Source organism: Flavobacteriales bacterium (genome assembly GCA_016715895.1).
GTDB lineage: Bacteria > Bacteroidota > Bacteroidia > Flavobacteriales_F > PHOS-HE28 > PHOS-HE28.
On record JADJXH010000003.1, the window covers coordinates 897,189 to 909,284 of the forward strand.

Genomic DNA, 12,096 nt, shown 5'->3' on the forward strand with positions numbered 1-12,096 from the left:
GACAAGAACCGACCCTGAATGGGGCGCAGGCCCTCAACCCATCACCTCCTTCACCTTCGCCCCGATGGTGGCCGGGCTGTCCACCACGTGGATGCCGCACTCGCGCATCACCGCCTTCTTGGCGGCCGCGCTCTCATCGGCTCCGCTCACGATGGCGCCGGCATGGCCCATGGTGCGGCCCTTGGGCGCGGTCTCTCCGGCGATGAAGCCGATCACCGGCTTTTTGCAGTTCGCCTTGATCCACCGGGCGGCCTGGATCTCGAGGTCCCCGCCGATCTCGCCGATCATGACGATGGCCTTGGTCTCGCGATCGTTGGCGAAGAGCTGCACCGCCTCCAGGGTGGTGGTGCCGATGATGGGGTCGCCGCCGATGCCGATGGCCGTGGTGATGCCCAGGCCCGCCTTCACCACCTGGTCCGCCGCCTCGTAGGTGAGCGTGCCGCTCTTGCTGACGATGCCCACGGGCCCCTTCTTGAACACGAAGCCCGGCATGATGCCCACCTTGCACTCGTCCGCCGTGATGACGCCCGGGCAGTTGGGGCCGATCAACGTGCAGCCCTTGCCGCGGATGTACTCGCGGGCCATCACCATGTCCTTCACCGGGATGCCCTCGGTGATGCACACGATCACCTTGATGCCGGCCTCGGCGGCCTCCATGATGGCATCGGCGGCGAAGGCGGGCGGAACGAAAATGATGCTGACATCGGCGCTGGTGGCCTTCACAGCATCGCTCACGGTCTCGAACACGGGCCGGTCGAGATGCTTCTGGCCACCCTTGCCCGGGGTGACGCCCCCGACGACGTTGGTGCCGTACTCGATCATCTGCGTGGCGTGGAAGGTGCCTTCACTGCCGGTGAAGCCCTGGACGATGACCTTGCTCTTCGAATTGACGAGAACGCTCATGGGAGGATGCGGGGCCGGGTTGATCCGGCGGCCGCGAAAGTAAGCCTCACCTCCGATCGGGGCGGAGGCCGATGCGCTGATCCATCCGGTGCAGGAAGCCGCGGATGTAGAAATACGTGGCGAGCATGATGGCCGAACCGCCCAGGAAGGGCAGCAGGTGCCACAGTTCGTAGGCGCGGCCCGCCATGAAGGGCCCGGCGATGCGCCCGAGGCTGCCGAAGCTCTGGTTCATGCCCAGCACCTGACCCTGCTCCTTCTGGTCGGCCTGCCGGGTGAGCATGGCGGCGAGCGAGGGCCACAGCATGCCGTTGCCCAGCGTCAGGCAGGCGATGGGGACGAAGGCCGCCGGGATGAACCAGACACGGGGCACCAGGCCGGTCAACGCCAACCCGACCGCCACGAGCACGGTGCCCATGATCACCAGGCGGCGCTCGCCGAAGCGCTTGTTGAGCCAGCCCAGCAGGCCGCCCTGCACGATGGCGCTGGCCAGGCCCACCGCGGCGAACATGTAGCTGATCTGCGCCTCGGTGAGGCCGTAATCGTCCTTCCACAACAGCGGCACGGCCGTCTGCATCATGCTGAAGGCGGCGATGTACACGAAGCCGATGAGGTAGATGTCGCGGAACCGGATGTCCTGCAGCGCCCGCACCGTGGCGCTGATCGGGGCGAAGCGGATGGGCGCGTGCGGAGCGCGTTGGTGCAGGGACTCGGGCAGCAGCAGCCAGATGCCCAGGAGGTTCACCGCGCACAGGCCGGCGGCCACATAGCCCACCCAGGCCGTGCCCAGGTAGTGGTACACCACGCCGCCCAACGGCGGTCCCGCGATGAAGCCCAGGCCGAACGCCGCCCCCACCAGACCGAGCGACTTGGCGCGCTGCTCGGGCGGGGTGATGTCGGTGATGTAGGCCTGCGCGGCGGCGATGTTGGCCGAGCCCACCCCGGTGAGCATGCGGCTGATGAAGAGCAGCACGATGCCATGCGCGAAGGAGAACAGCACATAGCTGACCCCGCTGATCGCCACGGCGATCGCGATCACCGGACGACGGCCGTAGCGGTCGCTCACCGCGCCCCAGAAGGGCCCGAAGAGGTACATCAGCACCGAGAACACCACCGCCGTATCACCCACCAGCGCATCGCTCGCCCCCAGGTCCCGCGCCACGAAGGGCACCACCGGGATGAAGATCCCGAAGCCCATCAGGTCGATGAAGATGGTGAGGAAGAGGATGACCAGGCGGCGGTCCATGGGGCGCGAAGGTCGGTCGGAACCGGACTACGCGCACCGCAGGGCGCATACCAGAGGTCCCGTTCGCCCGTTACACCCGCGCATCCCCCATGCGGACCCTCCTTCGCACCTCCGCCGTCCTGGCGCTGTTGACCGTGCTCGTGCTGAGCCTGCTGATCGACCCGTTCATGCCGCTGCACGCCAGCTGGTGGTTCACGCTGCCCCTGGGTGCGCTGGCGGCCGGCGCCGTGGCCTGGGGATCGACCGGCATGCCGACGAGGCGGCGGTGGGTCCTGGTCGTTTCCGGCGCCGTGCTCGTGCTGTCCATGCGCTACTGGGACTTCAACAGCCGGAAGCCCTTCCTCCGGAGCTTCCAAGGCCTGGCCGTGGGCGACACGAAGGAGCAAGCGATCCGGAAGATGGCCCGCTTCCGGCTCTCCGGCAGCGGCAGGGGCTTCGTGTTCGCGCGCCTGCGCCACCGATACCCCGCGTTGAGCGAAAGGGTGGAGTTCCTGTGCTTCACGCACACCCGGGAAGGCTGGGGCGACTCGGACTGGGGCCTCGCCTACTTCGTGGACGGTCGGCTCATCCGCACACAGTTCAGCCACGACTGAAGCGGCACGCCGGGGTGTGCGGTGCGGATCAACGCCCGCCGGAGGCGAGCTCCTGCTCCTTCACCGCGCCATGACGCACGTACGGCCGGATGATGAGGCGGATGGTGTTCTTCCAGCTGAGGTACTTCCACGCCCAGGCCATCAGCACCTGCAGGCGGTTGCGGTAGCCCACCAGCGCCATCAGGTGCACGAACATCCACGCCAGCCAGGCGACCAGGCCGCCGAGGTGGAAGCGGCCCACATCCACCACGGCCTTGTAGCGGCCGATGACGGCCATGCTGCCCTTGTCCTGATAGGTGAACGGCTCCATGGGCCGACCCGCCGCCTTCCGGCGCAGGTTGGCGGCCAGCAGGCGCGCCTGCTGGATGGCGGCCTGCGCCACCTGCGGATGCCCCCGCTCCCACGCCCCCTCGACCATCAGCGCCACATCGCCCACCGCATACACGTCGGTCGCGCCCTGCACCTGATTGAACCGGTCCACCGCATAGCGACTGGCCTTCGGCACTTCCACCGCCTCCAGCCCCGGCAGCGTGACGCCCTTCACCCCGGCCGCCCAGATCAGCGTGTTGCTGTCCATGCGGGTCCCGTCCTGGAACGTGACCACTTCGCCATCGTAGCCGGTGACGCGAGCGCCCAGCTTCACGTGCACGCCCATGTCCTTCAGGTAGCCCAGGGCATGCGCGCTGGCCTGTGGGCTGAAGTTCTTCAGCACACGGTCGTTGCTGTCCACGAGCCAGATCTGCATGCGGTCGCTGTCCAGCTCGCGGTACTCGCGCTTGAGCACGGTGCGGCGGATCTCCGCCAGGGAACCGGCCAGTTCCACGCCGGTGGGGCCGGCGCCCACGATGGTGAAGTTGAGGCAGCGCCGCTGGCCGGCCTCGTCCTGTGCGTACAGCGCGGCCTCGAAGTCCTGCAGGAAATCGCTGCGGATGTCGAGCGCCTGCCCGATGCTCTTGAGCTGCATGGCCTCGCGCTCCACCTCGGCATTGCCGAAGAAGTTGGTGGTGCTTCCCGTCGCCAGCACGAGGATGTCGTACCTGAACTCCCCGTGATCGGTGACCACACGCTTCTCCTTCGGCTTCACGCCCAGCACGCGGGTCATGCGGAAGGCCACGTTGGGCATGGGCGCCACGGTGCGGCGGAAGGGATGCGCGATGCTGTCCGCGCTGAGGCTGGCCGTGGCCACCTGGTACAGCAGCGGCTGGAAGCAGTGATGATTGTGCCGGTCCAGCAGCAGCACCTTGTAGGGAGCGCCCTCGAGCCGCTTGATGAGCTCAAGCCCGGCGAAGCCGCCGCCCACCACCACCACCTGCGGGTGTGGCAGGGCCTCATATGCACGGCGGGCCTTGGACATGGTGGAGCGGGCACGAAGTTCCGGAAATTCGCGCCCGATGAGCGACCGCGACACCATCTGTGCGCCGGCCACCGCGGGCGGTGTGGCGGCCGTGGCGGTGGTGCGGCTCAGCGGGCCCGAGGCGGTGGCCGTGCTCGACCGGCTCACGGGTGGCCCTGCGCGCACCTGGCCCGCGCGTCGTGCGGTGCTGGCCCCGGTGGTCGATGCCGACGGCCCCATCGACGAGGCCCTGGTGACCGTGTTCCGCGCGCCGGCCAGTTACACGGGCGAGGATGTGGTGGAGCTGGGCCTTCACGGTTCGCCCTACATCGTGCAGCGCGTGCTGCAGGCGGCGGTGAAGGCCGGCGCCCGGCTGGCGCGGCCGGGCGAGTTCACCCTGCGCGCCTACCTCAACCGCAAGCTGGACCTCAGCCAGGCGGAAGCCGTGGCCGACCTCATCGCCGGCCAGAGCGCCGCCGCCCACCGCCTCGCCATGCAGCAGCTCCGGGGCGGCTACAGCGCGCACATCGACGCCCTGCGCCAGCAGCTCATCGACTTCTGCGCGTTGATCGAACTGGAGCTCGACTTCGGGGAGGAGGACGTGACCTTCGCCCGGCGCGATGAGCTCGACACCCTGCTGGTGGACCTGATCGCCCTTTGCACGGGGCTCATCGACAGCTTCCGCTATGGCAACGCCGTGAAGCAGGGCGTGCCCGTGGCCATCGTCGGCGCGCCGAACAGCGGCAAGAGCACCCTGCTTAACGCGCTGCTGCAGGAGGACCGCGCCATCGTCAGCGACATCCCGGGCACCACGCGGGACACCGTGGAGGAGACGATCACACTGGACGGCATCCAGTTCCGCTTCATCGACACGGCGGGCCTGCGCGAGACCGGCGACACCGTGGAGCGGATGGGCATCGAGCGCAGCTACCGCAAGGCGCGCGAGGCGGCCATCGTGGTGCTGCTGGGCGATGCGGCCGCCTTGAACGAGGACGCCTTCCTCACCCAGGCGGCCCTGCTGCGCGAGCGCATCGGCGAAGGGCCGCAGCTGCTGCCCGTGCTGAACAAGAGCGACCTCGCGGAGGCCGGCCGGAGCGGCCGCGTGATGCGCATCAGCGCACGCACGGGCCAGGGGCTTGATGCGCTGAAGGCGGCCTTCATGCGGCATGTACAGGCCCTTCACCACGACGAGGGGGGCGTGGTGGTGACGAACGCGCGGCACGTGGAAGCGCTGGCCCACGCCCGTCAGGCCCTCGAGGATGCCCGTGCCGGCCTGAGCCAGGGGATCAGCGGCGACCTGCTGGCCGTGGACCTGCGCCGCGCCATGCACCACCTGGGCGAGATCACCGGACGCATCTCCCCGGACGATGTGCTCGGCAGCATCTTCGGCCGGTTCTGTATCGGGAAGTGACTACGGGCACCCCACGCCCTCCTTCAGGATGGAGTGGATGAGGATGTACTCGTCCGACCCGTCGCCTTCCATGGCCGGCCCCAGGTCGAGCGAGCACTCCGCCTCGATGGTCCAGGGCTCCCCGCCCTGCTTCACGCTGCGCAGGTAGTGCCGTTCAAGCTCCGCACCGTTCATCGACCCGACCAGCTCGCCTTCCTCCGCACCGAGGTCCTCCCCGCCTGCACAGGGCCACGAACGCTCCGCGCCGCAGGGCCTGAAGCTCATGGCGTCGGCCATGTACGTGAAGGTGCCGGTGAGGCGCATGCGGGGGATCTCCCCTTCCAGTTCGCCGGCCAGCTTCTCCAGGGTGTAGGGCGCGTTGGACGCGAACGCCACGCCCATCTCATCCACCAGGCGCAAGCCTCCGGCCTCGGCGCGGTAGAAGTCCGGCTTGTCCCCCGCCTGGCCGATGGTCATCAGAGGCACGGCGCCCGGCGCGTTCGGCGTCACCATCTGCCACCGGCCGATGAGCCCGTGCGCGAGGGTGTCCCGGTCGAGGTACCGCTGCCGGAGAACGAAGCTGCTGTCCGCACGGACCCAGAGCTGGGTGAGGATGCCGGGGCAGTCCGCGCAAAGCAATGTGTCCTCGTAATAGCCGGGCCATTCGGGCACCGCCGCAAGCGACAGGCTGTCCACGGCGGATGTGGAGCCCCCGTCGGCGGGCTTCGGGTCGCTGCCGCAGGCGGTGAGCAACGCAGCGCCCAACAGGAAGGACAGGTGTCGCATGGGATGAACTTTCCGCACCGAAGGTAGCCGCCGACCTTTGCGCCATGGTGCCGGTGCTCTCCGCCTTCTACTTCGGCAGCGTGGAGCACTACCGCCTGCTCGCCCGCCATCGCCACGTGATCATCGACACCGGCGAGCACTACGAGCGCCAGAGCTACCGCACGCGCACCCGCATCGTGGGGCCCAACGGCGTGCAGGACCTCACCGTGCCGATCATCCGCCGCAGCGGGGAGAAGATGCCGATGCGGGACATGCGCCTGAGCTACGCCGAGACCTGGCCGCAGCAGCAGGTGCACGCCATCCGCAGCGCCTATGGCAACACCCCCTGGTTCATCCACTACATCGATGCGATCGAGGACCTGATCCTTCAGCGGCACGAACGCCTGATCGACCTGGACCTGGGGACGATGCGGCTGGGCATGAGGTGGCTGGGGCTGACGACGGAGGTGGAGGTGCGGCAGACCTACTTGGACGTGAGTGGCGAGTATCGAGTGGCGAGTGGCGAGTGTGGACCGTCGGTGCCACACTCGCCACTCGCCACTCACCACTCGGTACTCGACCTCCGAACCTCCTTCCACCCCAAGAAGCCCCTGCCTGCCGGGATCGATGCCGTGGGGCCCTACCCCCAGGTCTTCGCGGACCGCCACGGCTTCCAGCCGCGGATGAGCGTGATCGACCTGGTGTGCAACTGCGGGCCGGAGGCGCTTCATCGCATCGCCTGACATGGCAGCGTTACGTTCCACCATCCCGTTCACCGGCAAGCCCACCTAGAGGGCACCCGCAGGACCTGCGCACGCACCATGGGGCGACCGTTCCGGAACCAGCTTATCCAGGTATTGGACCGCGCCCTGAACGCCGGACCCTGGCCATTTCTGGTGCTCGGTCTGGTGGACAGGGTCATCCTGGTCGTTCAGTTCGGCGCGCGCTACGTCAGCACCGACGATGCCATCCAGTGGGCTGGCGCGGTCGACTACGCCCATGGGATCTTCCGCTGGCCCTATTACTACGGGCAGGATTACGGGCCCATGTTCGAGGCCCTGCTCGCCGCCCCGGGGATCTGGGTCGGGGCACCCCTGTCCTGGTCGCTTCCCGCCATATCCTCCGCGCTCTTCCTGCTGCCGTTCTGGTCGTTCGCCCTGTACCACCATGCGCGCGGCCAGGCCTGGCCCGCGCTCGGCTTCGCCCTCACACCGGTGCTCCTTCCTGTGGAATTCGGCATGATGACGACCATACCTCGGGGCTTCGTGACCGGTTTGGCCCCGTTGGCGTTCCTGCCCTGGGCACAACGGTCCGGCGGGACATTCCGGGGAGCGCTGCTCATCGGGGTCTCCGTGGGTCTCGCCGGATACCTCAACCCCAACGCGCTGGTCTTCGCCCTGCCCTATGTGATGTTGTTCGTCCTGAACCGGAGGCCGGGGATGGTGGGAGGCTTGGGTCTCCTCGTCGGCCTGTTGCCCGCGATCGCACTGCACCTGGCCAGCCAGGCGTGGTGCACTGGGCATGGCGATGCCATCGTGCATCGCCTGGGCAACATGGGCTGGAGCGTCGATGGAGGCGCGATGCTGCGCAGCCTGGGGCGGATGAACGAGCATCTGCAGTGGACGTTCCCGCTCCTCTGGGGCGCTGAGGGCGTGCTGCTTCCGGGCCTCATCGCCTTTTCGATCCTGGCGTTCCGCCGTGGGGACCGCGTCCTATCCGCAGTGGTCCTGATGACCACAGCAGGCATCGTGGCCTCCCTTTCCCTGCCCAAGGTCCAGGACGGATGGGACTCCGTGTTCTTCCCGCTCTCCCGCATGTTCCTGGCCGTGCCCTTGCTCGTCGCTTGGATCCTGGGCCTTTCGGCACCGGCCCGTGGGCCGCGTCGGTCCCTGGTCCTCATCGCCCTGGCGGCCTCCGTGAGCGCCATTGTCCATAAGGCCGCCGTGGTCGACCGGGTGGGTGCCGAACAGGTGGCGGCGCAGACCAAATGGGTCTCGGTTCTCCCGGTCACCGAACTGGAGCAGGACGCGGCCGAGCTGGGGAGGCTGTGCACGACCCACGACGTGGACCTGATCGTGGTGCCGATCCGGTTGGGCACCCGGGTCTGGGCGCAGTTCCGGGCCTATCTCCACCCCACGCTCGTCCCCGAGCTGCCACCGACCTATGTCCACGGCTATGAGCGCCGCCATTGGCAACGCACCGAACAGGGCCAGGCGGTCCACAGGACCCTGCTCGTGATCGGAGGAGCGGAGGAGCGTTGGTCCGAGCTGAGGACCCTGGACCCGCGCATCCGGCGCATCGGCGCACTGCAGGGCGACCTGGTCCATCTGCTCCCGGCGGAAGACCGCCCCACGGATGATCGTATGGCCGAACTCGTGGAAGACCTCCTCGGCGCCGGGCCCTAGCACCAGGCCTTCGCGGACCGCCACGGCTTCCAGCCGCGGATGAGCGTGATCGATCGGGTGTGCAACGGCGGACCGGAGGCTGGCCGTGCCATCCGTTCTTGATCCCGGTCAAGTGTACGCCAGGCGTACGCCCATGACCTTCGCCGCATGGCCACGGACATCGCGCTCCCCGCCTGGGTCGACCGCATCGCCTTTCCCTTCACGCCCCGCACCTTCCACCACCCCGACGGGCGGATGCACCTTGTGGATGAGGGCCACGGCCCGGTGATCCTCTTCGTGCACGGCACCCCCGACTGGAGCTTCGGCTTCCGGCACCTCATCGCGGCGCTCCGCAGCACGCATCGGTGCATCGCACCGGACCATCTCGGCTTCGGCCTCAGCGACAAGCCGGTGCAGGCGGACTTCACCGTGGCCGCGCATGCCCGACGCCTGCAGGACCTCATCGACCATCTGGGGTTGAAGGACCTCACCCTGGTGGTGACGGACTTCGGCGGCGGCATCGGCCTGCAACATGCGCTCGAACACCCGTCGAACGTGAAGCGCATCGTGCTGTACAACACGTGGATGTGGGACCTGATGCCGGACCGGCGCTTCAGCCGGCCCAGCGCCCTCATGCACACCGGGTTCGGCCGCTTGCTCTACCTGCATTTCGGCTTCAGCGTGAAGGTGATGATGCCCGGCGGCTATGGCGACAGGTCCAAGTTGACCCAAGGGATCCACGCACACTTCAAGAACGCCTTGCCCGATCCGGCCGCACGCACGGCCACCTTCGCCTGTGTGCAGGAGATCGCGAACGCGGGCCCGTTCTGGCAGGCGCAATGGAGCAGGGTGGAGCGCCTGCGCAACACCCCCACCCTGCTGGGTTGGGGAATGAAGGACCGCTTCTTCCCTCCGGACCTGCTGGAGCGATGGCGGATCGCCCTGCCGCACGCGGCGGTCGTCACCGTCCCCGATGCGGGCCACTTCCTCCACGAGGAGGCCCCTGATGTGCTGATCGACACCCTGCGCGGCAACCGCGTCACCAGCGCATGAACCGATGGGTGCGGAACCGCCCGGCACGATGCACGCGCACGATGTGGATGCCCGGCGACAACCCGCGCACCGAGTAGCGTCCGGGGGCCGTTCGGGGCAGCTCCGCTCGGCGGCCCAGGGCGTCGAAGAAGACCACTTCATCGAAGGGCCCTTCACCCAGGGGCAGAACGAGTTCGTCCGCCGCGGTGGTGATGAGCGTTGCCGGGTCCGCATCGAACGCATCGTCCGCGATACCGGTCGCCAGCGGCACGAAGAAGGTGTTCGTATCCGTCAGGATGGACCCGCACGACAGGTCGTACAAGCGCACCTGGTAGGAATGGCCGGGCGGCACGTTGTGGAACAGGAAGGTCGTTCCCGAACAGCTCACCAGGTCGCAGTTCACGCAGGGTGACGTGGTGATCTCCGTCGTGCCATCCTGCACCAAGCGGACATAGGTGAGCGCCGGGTCGGGGATGCAGCAGGGGGCGTTGAACGCGGAGGTGTTGCACCGGGGAACCTCGACCCATCCGGAGATGGTGTGGCCACCGCCCATCGGTTGCATGTTCACGCTCTGCATCGACCACGCCAGCTGCACCACGGGCAACGTATCGGCAGCCACGACCGACCCGTTGTCGTAGACCTGATAGGAATGATCCCCCACGGGCAGTCCTTGGGCCCACATGCCCTGATACCCGGTGGACCACACGATGGAGTCGAAGCCGGTCGGGCAGCCGGAGAGGGCGATATCACCCACGGTGCAGGTGCCGAACGGATGGCCGGTGAAGCTGGTTGCGCAGGGGGCCTGCGGCCGGACCTGGGACCCGGCCACGATCACCAGCAGGAGCAGCAGCAGGAGGCGCAGCATCGGGAGCGATGAGATCGGTGATGAATGGACGAAGCCCCAGCCCACCGGTTGCCCTGCAGCTGCCGGGACGCCACGGGACCGACGGCCCGCCGCACTCCGGGGATCGCCCACCTTCACGCCGCGGTCGTCACCGTCCCCGATGCGGGCCACTTCCTCTACGAGGAGGCCCCTGCGCTCTTGCTGGCGGCGATGACCGAGGCTACTTCTCCGCGCGACCGGTGAACCGGTACTGGGTGAACGTGCCGTCGGCCCTCGAAACGTTCATGTCGCCGCTGTAGACACCGTTGATCACCTCGCCCTTCCACGCCCTCGAATTCCCCTTCTCATCGCTCTTCACCGCCTTGATCGTCAAATGCCCGGGCGCCAGCTCGTCACAGCCGACCTCTCCCAGGGTGAGCCCTTCGGTCGCACAGGCCGAGCAGTCCACCCCGTCACCGGTCATGGTCACCACATCGCTGCCCTGGTGTTGGCCGCCCAGTTGATAGTCGAGATGGAAGGTCAGCCCACCCTTCAGGATGGAGCAATCCGCCCGCCCCCAATGTGCCGTATCCAATGCAGGGAGCTCTTCGGCCCCGCCACCGGAACCGCCGCAGGAATGGAGGGTCAAGAGGCCAAGGCCCAAGGCCAGGGGAAGGATCGTGCGCTTCATGCTCGTGTTCGTGGTGCGCGAAAGTAGCGTGTCCTCTTCGGCCGGACCGCCGCGCGCCACATCGCTGGATCAGGGAGCGGCCGATGGATGGTCCGCCTTGCGCCCACCCAGGGCGAACTGGGCCCCCACGGTGAGGTTGGCCTGCCAGAACCAAAAGTGCTGGCTCGCCCGCTCGCCCGCCTCCCCGGTGGTGAGCACGTCCGGCAGCTCCACCCACCCCGCCCTGCCGGTGGTCCGCACCAGCAGATGCTTCCACAGGACCAGATGCAGCCCCGCCTGCGCCCCCACCCCGAAACCCGCCAGGTGGAACACGTTGTTCACCCCTTCACCGAAGATGCGCACATCGCTGCGGGGGATGAGCGCACCGGCGTGGAGCCCCTCGAAGACATGCAACCCGTGCCTCCCGTTCGCCGCCCGCCAGAGGGCGTCGTAGTGGTCCACATCCACGCACAGCAGGTTGAGGCCGTCGGTGTGTTCGTATTTCAGCAGGTCCGGACCCAGGGTCACCATGCGGCTGTCGTGGTCCATGGCGTAGGCGTCCGATCGATCCGGCGCGACGGTGCCGTCCACACGCACCATCTGATCCTGGTCCACCACGTACTTCATGTGGTCCAACCCGAGGGAGAGGCTCCACCGGTCCCGCAGGAAATAACCGAGCCGGTAATTGTACTGCGGAGTGGTGAAGGTGCCGGGCAGCACGTACTCCGTGGAGGGTTCACTGGGCCGGTCATGCGCCTTCACGTGCCGGAAGGTGACATCGTAGCCCGGACCCTCCAGGTGGATATCGCTCCAGCTGTAGCCCGCGCGGTTATAGCCCCAATACAGGAACCACTGGCCCCGGGCGGTGAGGTCCTGGGCGTACACCGGCGCCAGGGACAGGCCGAACAGGAAGATGAAAAGCGACCAGCGACCCATGCGCCGCGAATGTAGCGGGGGTCG

General features: G+C 67.9%; 13 protein-coding genes. 6 read left to right on the top strand and 7 right to left on the bottom strand.

Annotated elements, in window-relative coordinates:
• Nucleotides 1–33: 33 nt before the first annotated feature.
• Both sucD and IPM49_04125 read right to left on the bottom strand, forming a co-directional pair.
• Nucleotides 34–903, bottom strand: coding sequence for a succinate--CoA ligase subunit alpha (gene sucD / locus IPM49_04120; protein ID MBK9273711.1), 870 nt, complete (start codon nucleotides 901–903; stop codon nucleotides 34–36).
• Between the two features lie 46 nt (nucleotides 904–949).
• On the bottom strand, nucleotides 950–2,146 hold the full coding sequence (locus IPM49_04125; GenBank protein MBK9273712.1) for an MFS transporter: 1,197 nt from the start codon (nucleotides 2,144–2,146) through the stop codon (nucleotides 950–952).
• Nucleotides 2,147–2,235: 89 nt separating this feature from the next.
• Here IPM49_04125 and IPM49_04130 point away from each other — a divergent pair, with 89 nt between their 5' ends.
• Complete coding sequence (locus IPM49_04130) at nucleotides 2,236–2,739, top strand: hypothetical protein (GenBank protein ID MBK9273713.1); 504 nt, start codon at nucleotides 2,236–2,238, stop codon at nucleotides 2,737–2,739.
• Nucleotides 2,740–2,767: 28 nt separating this feature from the next.
• Here IPM49_04130 and IPM49_04135 read toward each other — a convergent pair whose 3' ends face one another.
• Nucleotides 2,768–4,093: an NAD(P)/FAD-dependent oxidoreductase gene (locus IPM49_04135; protein MBK9273714.1), complete on the bottom strand. Its 1,326-nt coding sequence runs from the start codon at nucleotides 4,091–4,093 to the stop codon at nucleotides 2,768–2,770.
• Between the two features lie 37 nt (nucleotides 4,094–4,130).
• On the opposite strand from IPM49_04135, the gene mnmE reads away from it, so the two are divergent.
• The gene (mnmE, locus tag IPM49_04140; protein ID MBK9273715.1) at nucleotides 4,131–5,483 is read left to right on the top strand and encodes a tRNA uridine-5-carboxymethylaminomethyl(34) synthesis GTPase MnmE; all 1,353 of its coding nucleotides are present in this window, start codon (nucleotides 4,131–4,133) and stop codon (nucleotides 5,481–5,483) included.
• Here the strand turns inward: mnmE and IPM49_04145 are convergent, their stop codons facing one another.
• Nucleotides 5,484–6,248, bottom strand: coding sequence for a copper resistance protein NlpE N-terminal domain-containing protein (locus IPM49_04145; GenBank protein MBK9273716.1), 765 nt, complete (start codon nucleotides 6,246–6,248; stop codon nucleotides 5,484–5,486). It abuts the gene before it with no gap.
• A gap of 44 nt (nucleotides 6,249–6,292) precedes the next feature.
• Here IPM49_04145 and IPM49_04150 point away from each other — a divergent pair, with 44 nt between their 5' ends.
• From IPM49_04150 to IPM49_04160, 3 genes are all read left to right on the top strand, one after another.
• Nucleotides 6,293–6,970, top strand: coding sequence for a WbqC family protein (locus IPM49_04150; protein MBK9273717.1), 678 nt, complete (start codon nucleotides 6,293–6,295; stop codon nucleotides 6,968–6,970).
• Nucleotides 6,971–7,048: 78 nt separating this feature from the next.
• On the top strand, nucleotides 7,049–8,632 hold the full coding sequence (locus IPM49_04155) for a hypothetical protein (protein ID MBK9273718.1): 1,584 nt from the start codon (nucleotides 7,049–7,051) through the stop codon (nucleotides 8,630–8,632).
• A 147-nt stretch (nucleotides 8,633–8,779) separates the two neighbouring features.
• Nucleotides 8,780–9,664 carry an alpha/beta fold hydrolase gene (locus IPM49_04160; protein ID MBK9273719.1) on the top strand — a complete coding sequence of 295 codons (885 nt, stop codon included), beginning with the start codon at nucleotides 8,780–8,782 and terminating at the stop codon, nucleotides 9,662–9,664.
• Here IPM49_04160 and IPM49_04165 read toward each other — a convergent pair.
• The gene (locus tag IPM49_04165) at nucleotides 9,651–10,508 is read right to left on the bottom strand and encodes a hypothetical protein (protein MBK9273720.1); all 858 of its coding nucleotides are present in this window, start codon (nucleotides 10,506–10,508) and stop codon (nucleotides 9,651–9,653) included. The genes IPM49_04160 and IPM49_04165 overlap by 14 nt on opposite strands.
• 24 nt (nucleotides 10,509–10,532) lie before the next feature.
• Between IPM49_04165 and IPM49_04170 the strand changes: the two genes are divergently transcribed.
• Nucleotides 10,533–10,730: a hypothetical protein gene (locus tag IPM49_04170; protein ID MBK9273721.1), complete on the top strand. Its 198-nt coding sequence runs from the start codon at nucleotides 10,533–10,535 to the stop codon at nucleotides 10,728–10,730.
• Here IPM49_04170 and IPM49_04175 read toward each other — a convergent pair.
• Nucleotides 10,708–11,157 carry a hypothetical protein gene (locus tag IPM49_04175; GenBank protein MBK9273722.1) on the bottom strand — a complete coding sequence of 150 codons (450 nt, stop codon included), beginning with the start codon at nucleotides 11,155–11,157 and terminating at the stop codon, nucleotides 10,708–10,710. The two genes, IPM49_04170 and IPM49_04175, sit on opposite strands and share 23 nt — an antisense overlap.
• 69 nt (nucleotides 11,158–11,226) lie before the next feature.
• Entirely contained in the window at nucleotides 11,227–12,072 is an 846-nt protein-coding gene (locus IPM49_04180; protein ID MBK9273723.1) for a hypothetical protein, read from the bottom strand.
• Between the last annotated feature and the right edge of the window lie 24 nt (nucleotides 12,073–12,096).

Excerpts from the sequence above, each read along its gene's own strand:
- IPM49_04155 (MBK9273718.1), top strand. The coding sequence starts at position 7,049 with ATGGGGCGACCGTTCCGGAACCAGCTTATCCAGGTATTGGACCGCGCC.
- IPM49_04165 (MBK9273720.1), bottom strand. The coding sequence starts at position 10,508 with ATGCTGCGCCTCCTGCTGCTGCTCCTGCTGGTGATCGTGGCCGGGTCC.
- IPM49_04125 (MBK9273712.1), bottom strand. The coding sequence starts at position 2,146 with ATGGACCGCCGCCTGGTCATCCTCTTCCTCACCATCTTCATCGACCTG.
- IPM49_04135 (MBK9273714.1), bottom strand. The coding sequence starts at position 4,093 with ATGTCCAAGGCCCGCCGTGCATATGAGGCCCTGCCACACCCGCAGGTG.
- IPM49_04130 (MBK9273713.1), top strand. The coding sequence starts at position 2,236 with ATGCGGACCCTCCTTCGCACCTCCGCCGTCCTGGCGCTGTTGACCGTG.
- IPM49_04145 (MBK9273716.1), bottom strand. The coding sequence starts at position 6,248 with ATGCGACACCTGTCCTTCCTGTTGGGCGCTGCGTTGCTCACCGCCTGC.
- sucD (MBK9273711.1), bottom strand. The coding sequence starts at position 903 with ATGAGCGTTCTCGTCAATTCGAAGAGCAAGGTCATCGTCCAGGGCTTC.
- mnmE (MBK9273715.1), top strand. The coding sequence starts at position 4,131 with ATGAGCGACCGCGACACCATCTGTGCGCCGGCCACCGCGGGCGGTGTG.
- IPM49_04150 (MBK9273717.1), top strand. The coding sequence starts at position 6,293 with ATGGTGCCGGTGCTCTCCGCCTTCTACTTCGGCAGCGTGGAGCACTAC.
- IPM49_04175 (MBK9273722.1), bottom strand. The coding sequence starts at position 11,157 with ATGAAGCGCACGATCCTTCCCCTGGCCTTGGGCCTTGGCCTCTTGACC.
- IPM49_04160 (MBK9273719.1), top strand. The coding sequence starts at position 8,780 with ATGGCCACGGACATCGCGCTCCCCGCCTGGGTCGACCGCATCGCCTTT.
- IPM49_04170 (MBK9273721.1), top strand. The coding sequence starts at position 10,533 with ATGGACGAAGCCCCAGCCCACCGGTTGCCCTGCAGCTGCCGGGACGCC.
- IPM49_04180 (MBK9273723.1), bottom strand. The coding sequence starts at position 12,072 with ATGGGTCGCTGGTCGCTTTTCATCTTCCTGTTCGGCCTGTCCCTGGCG.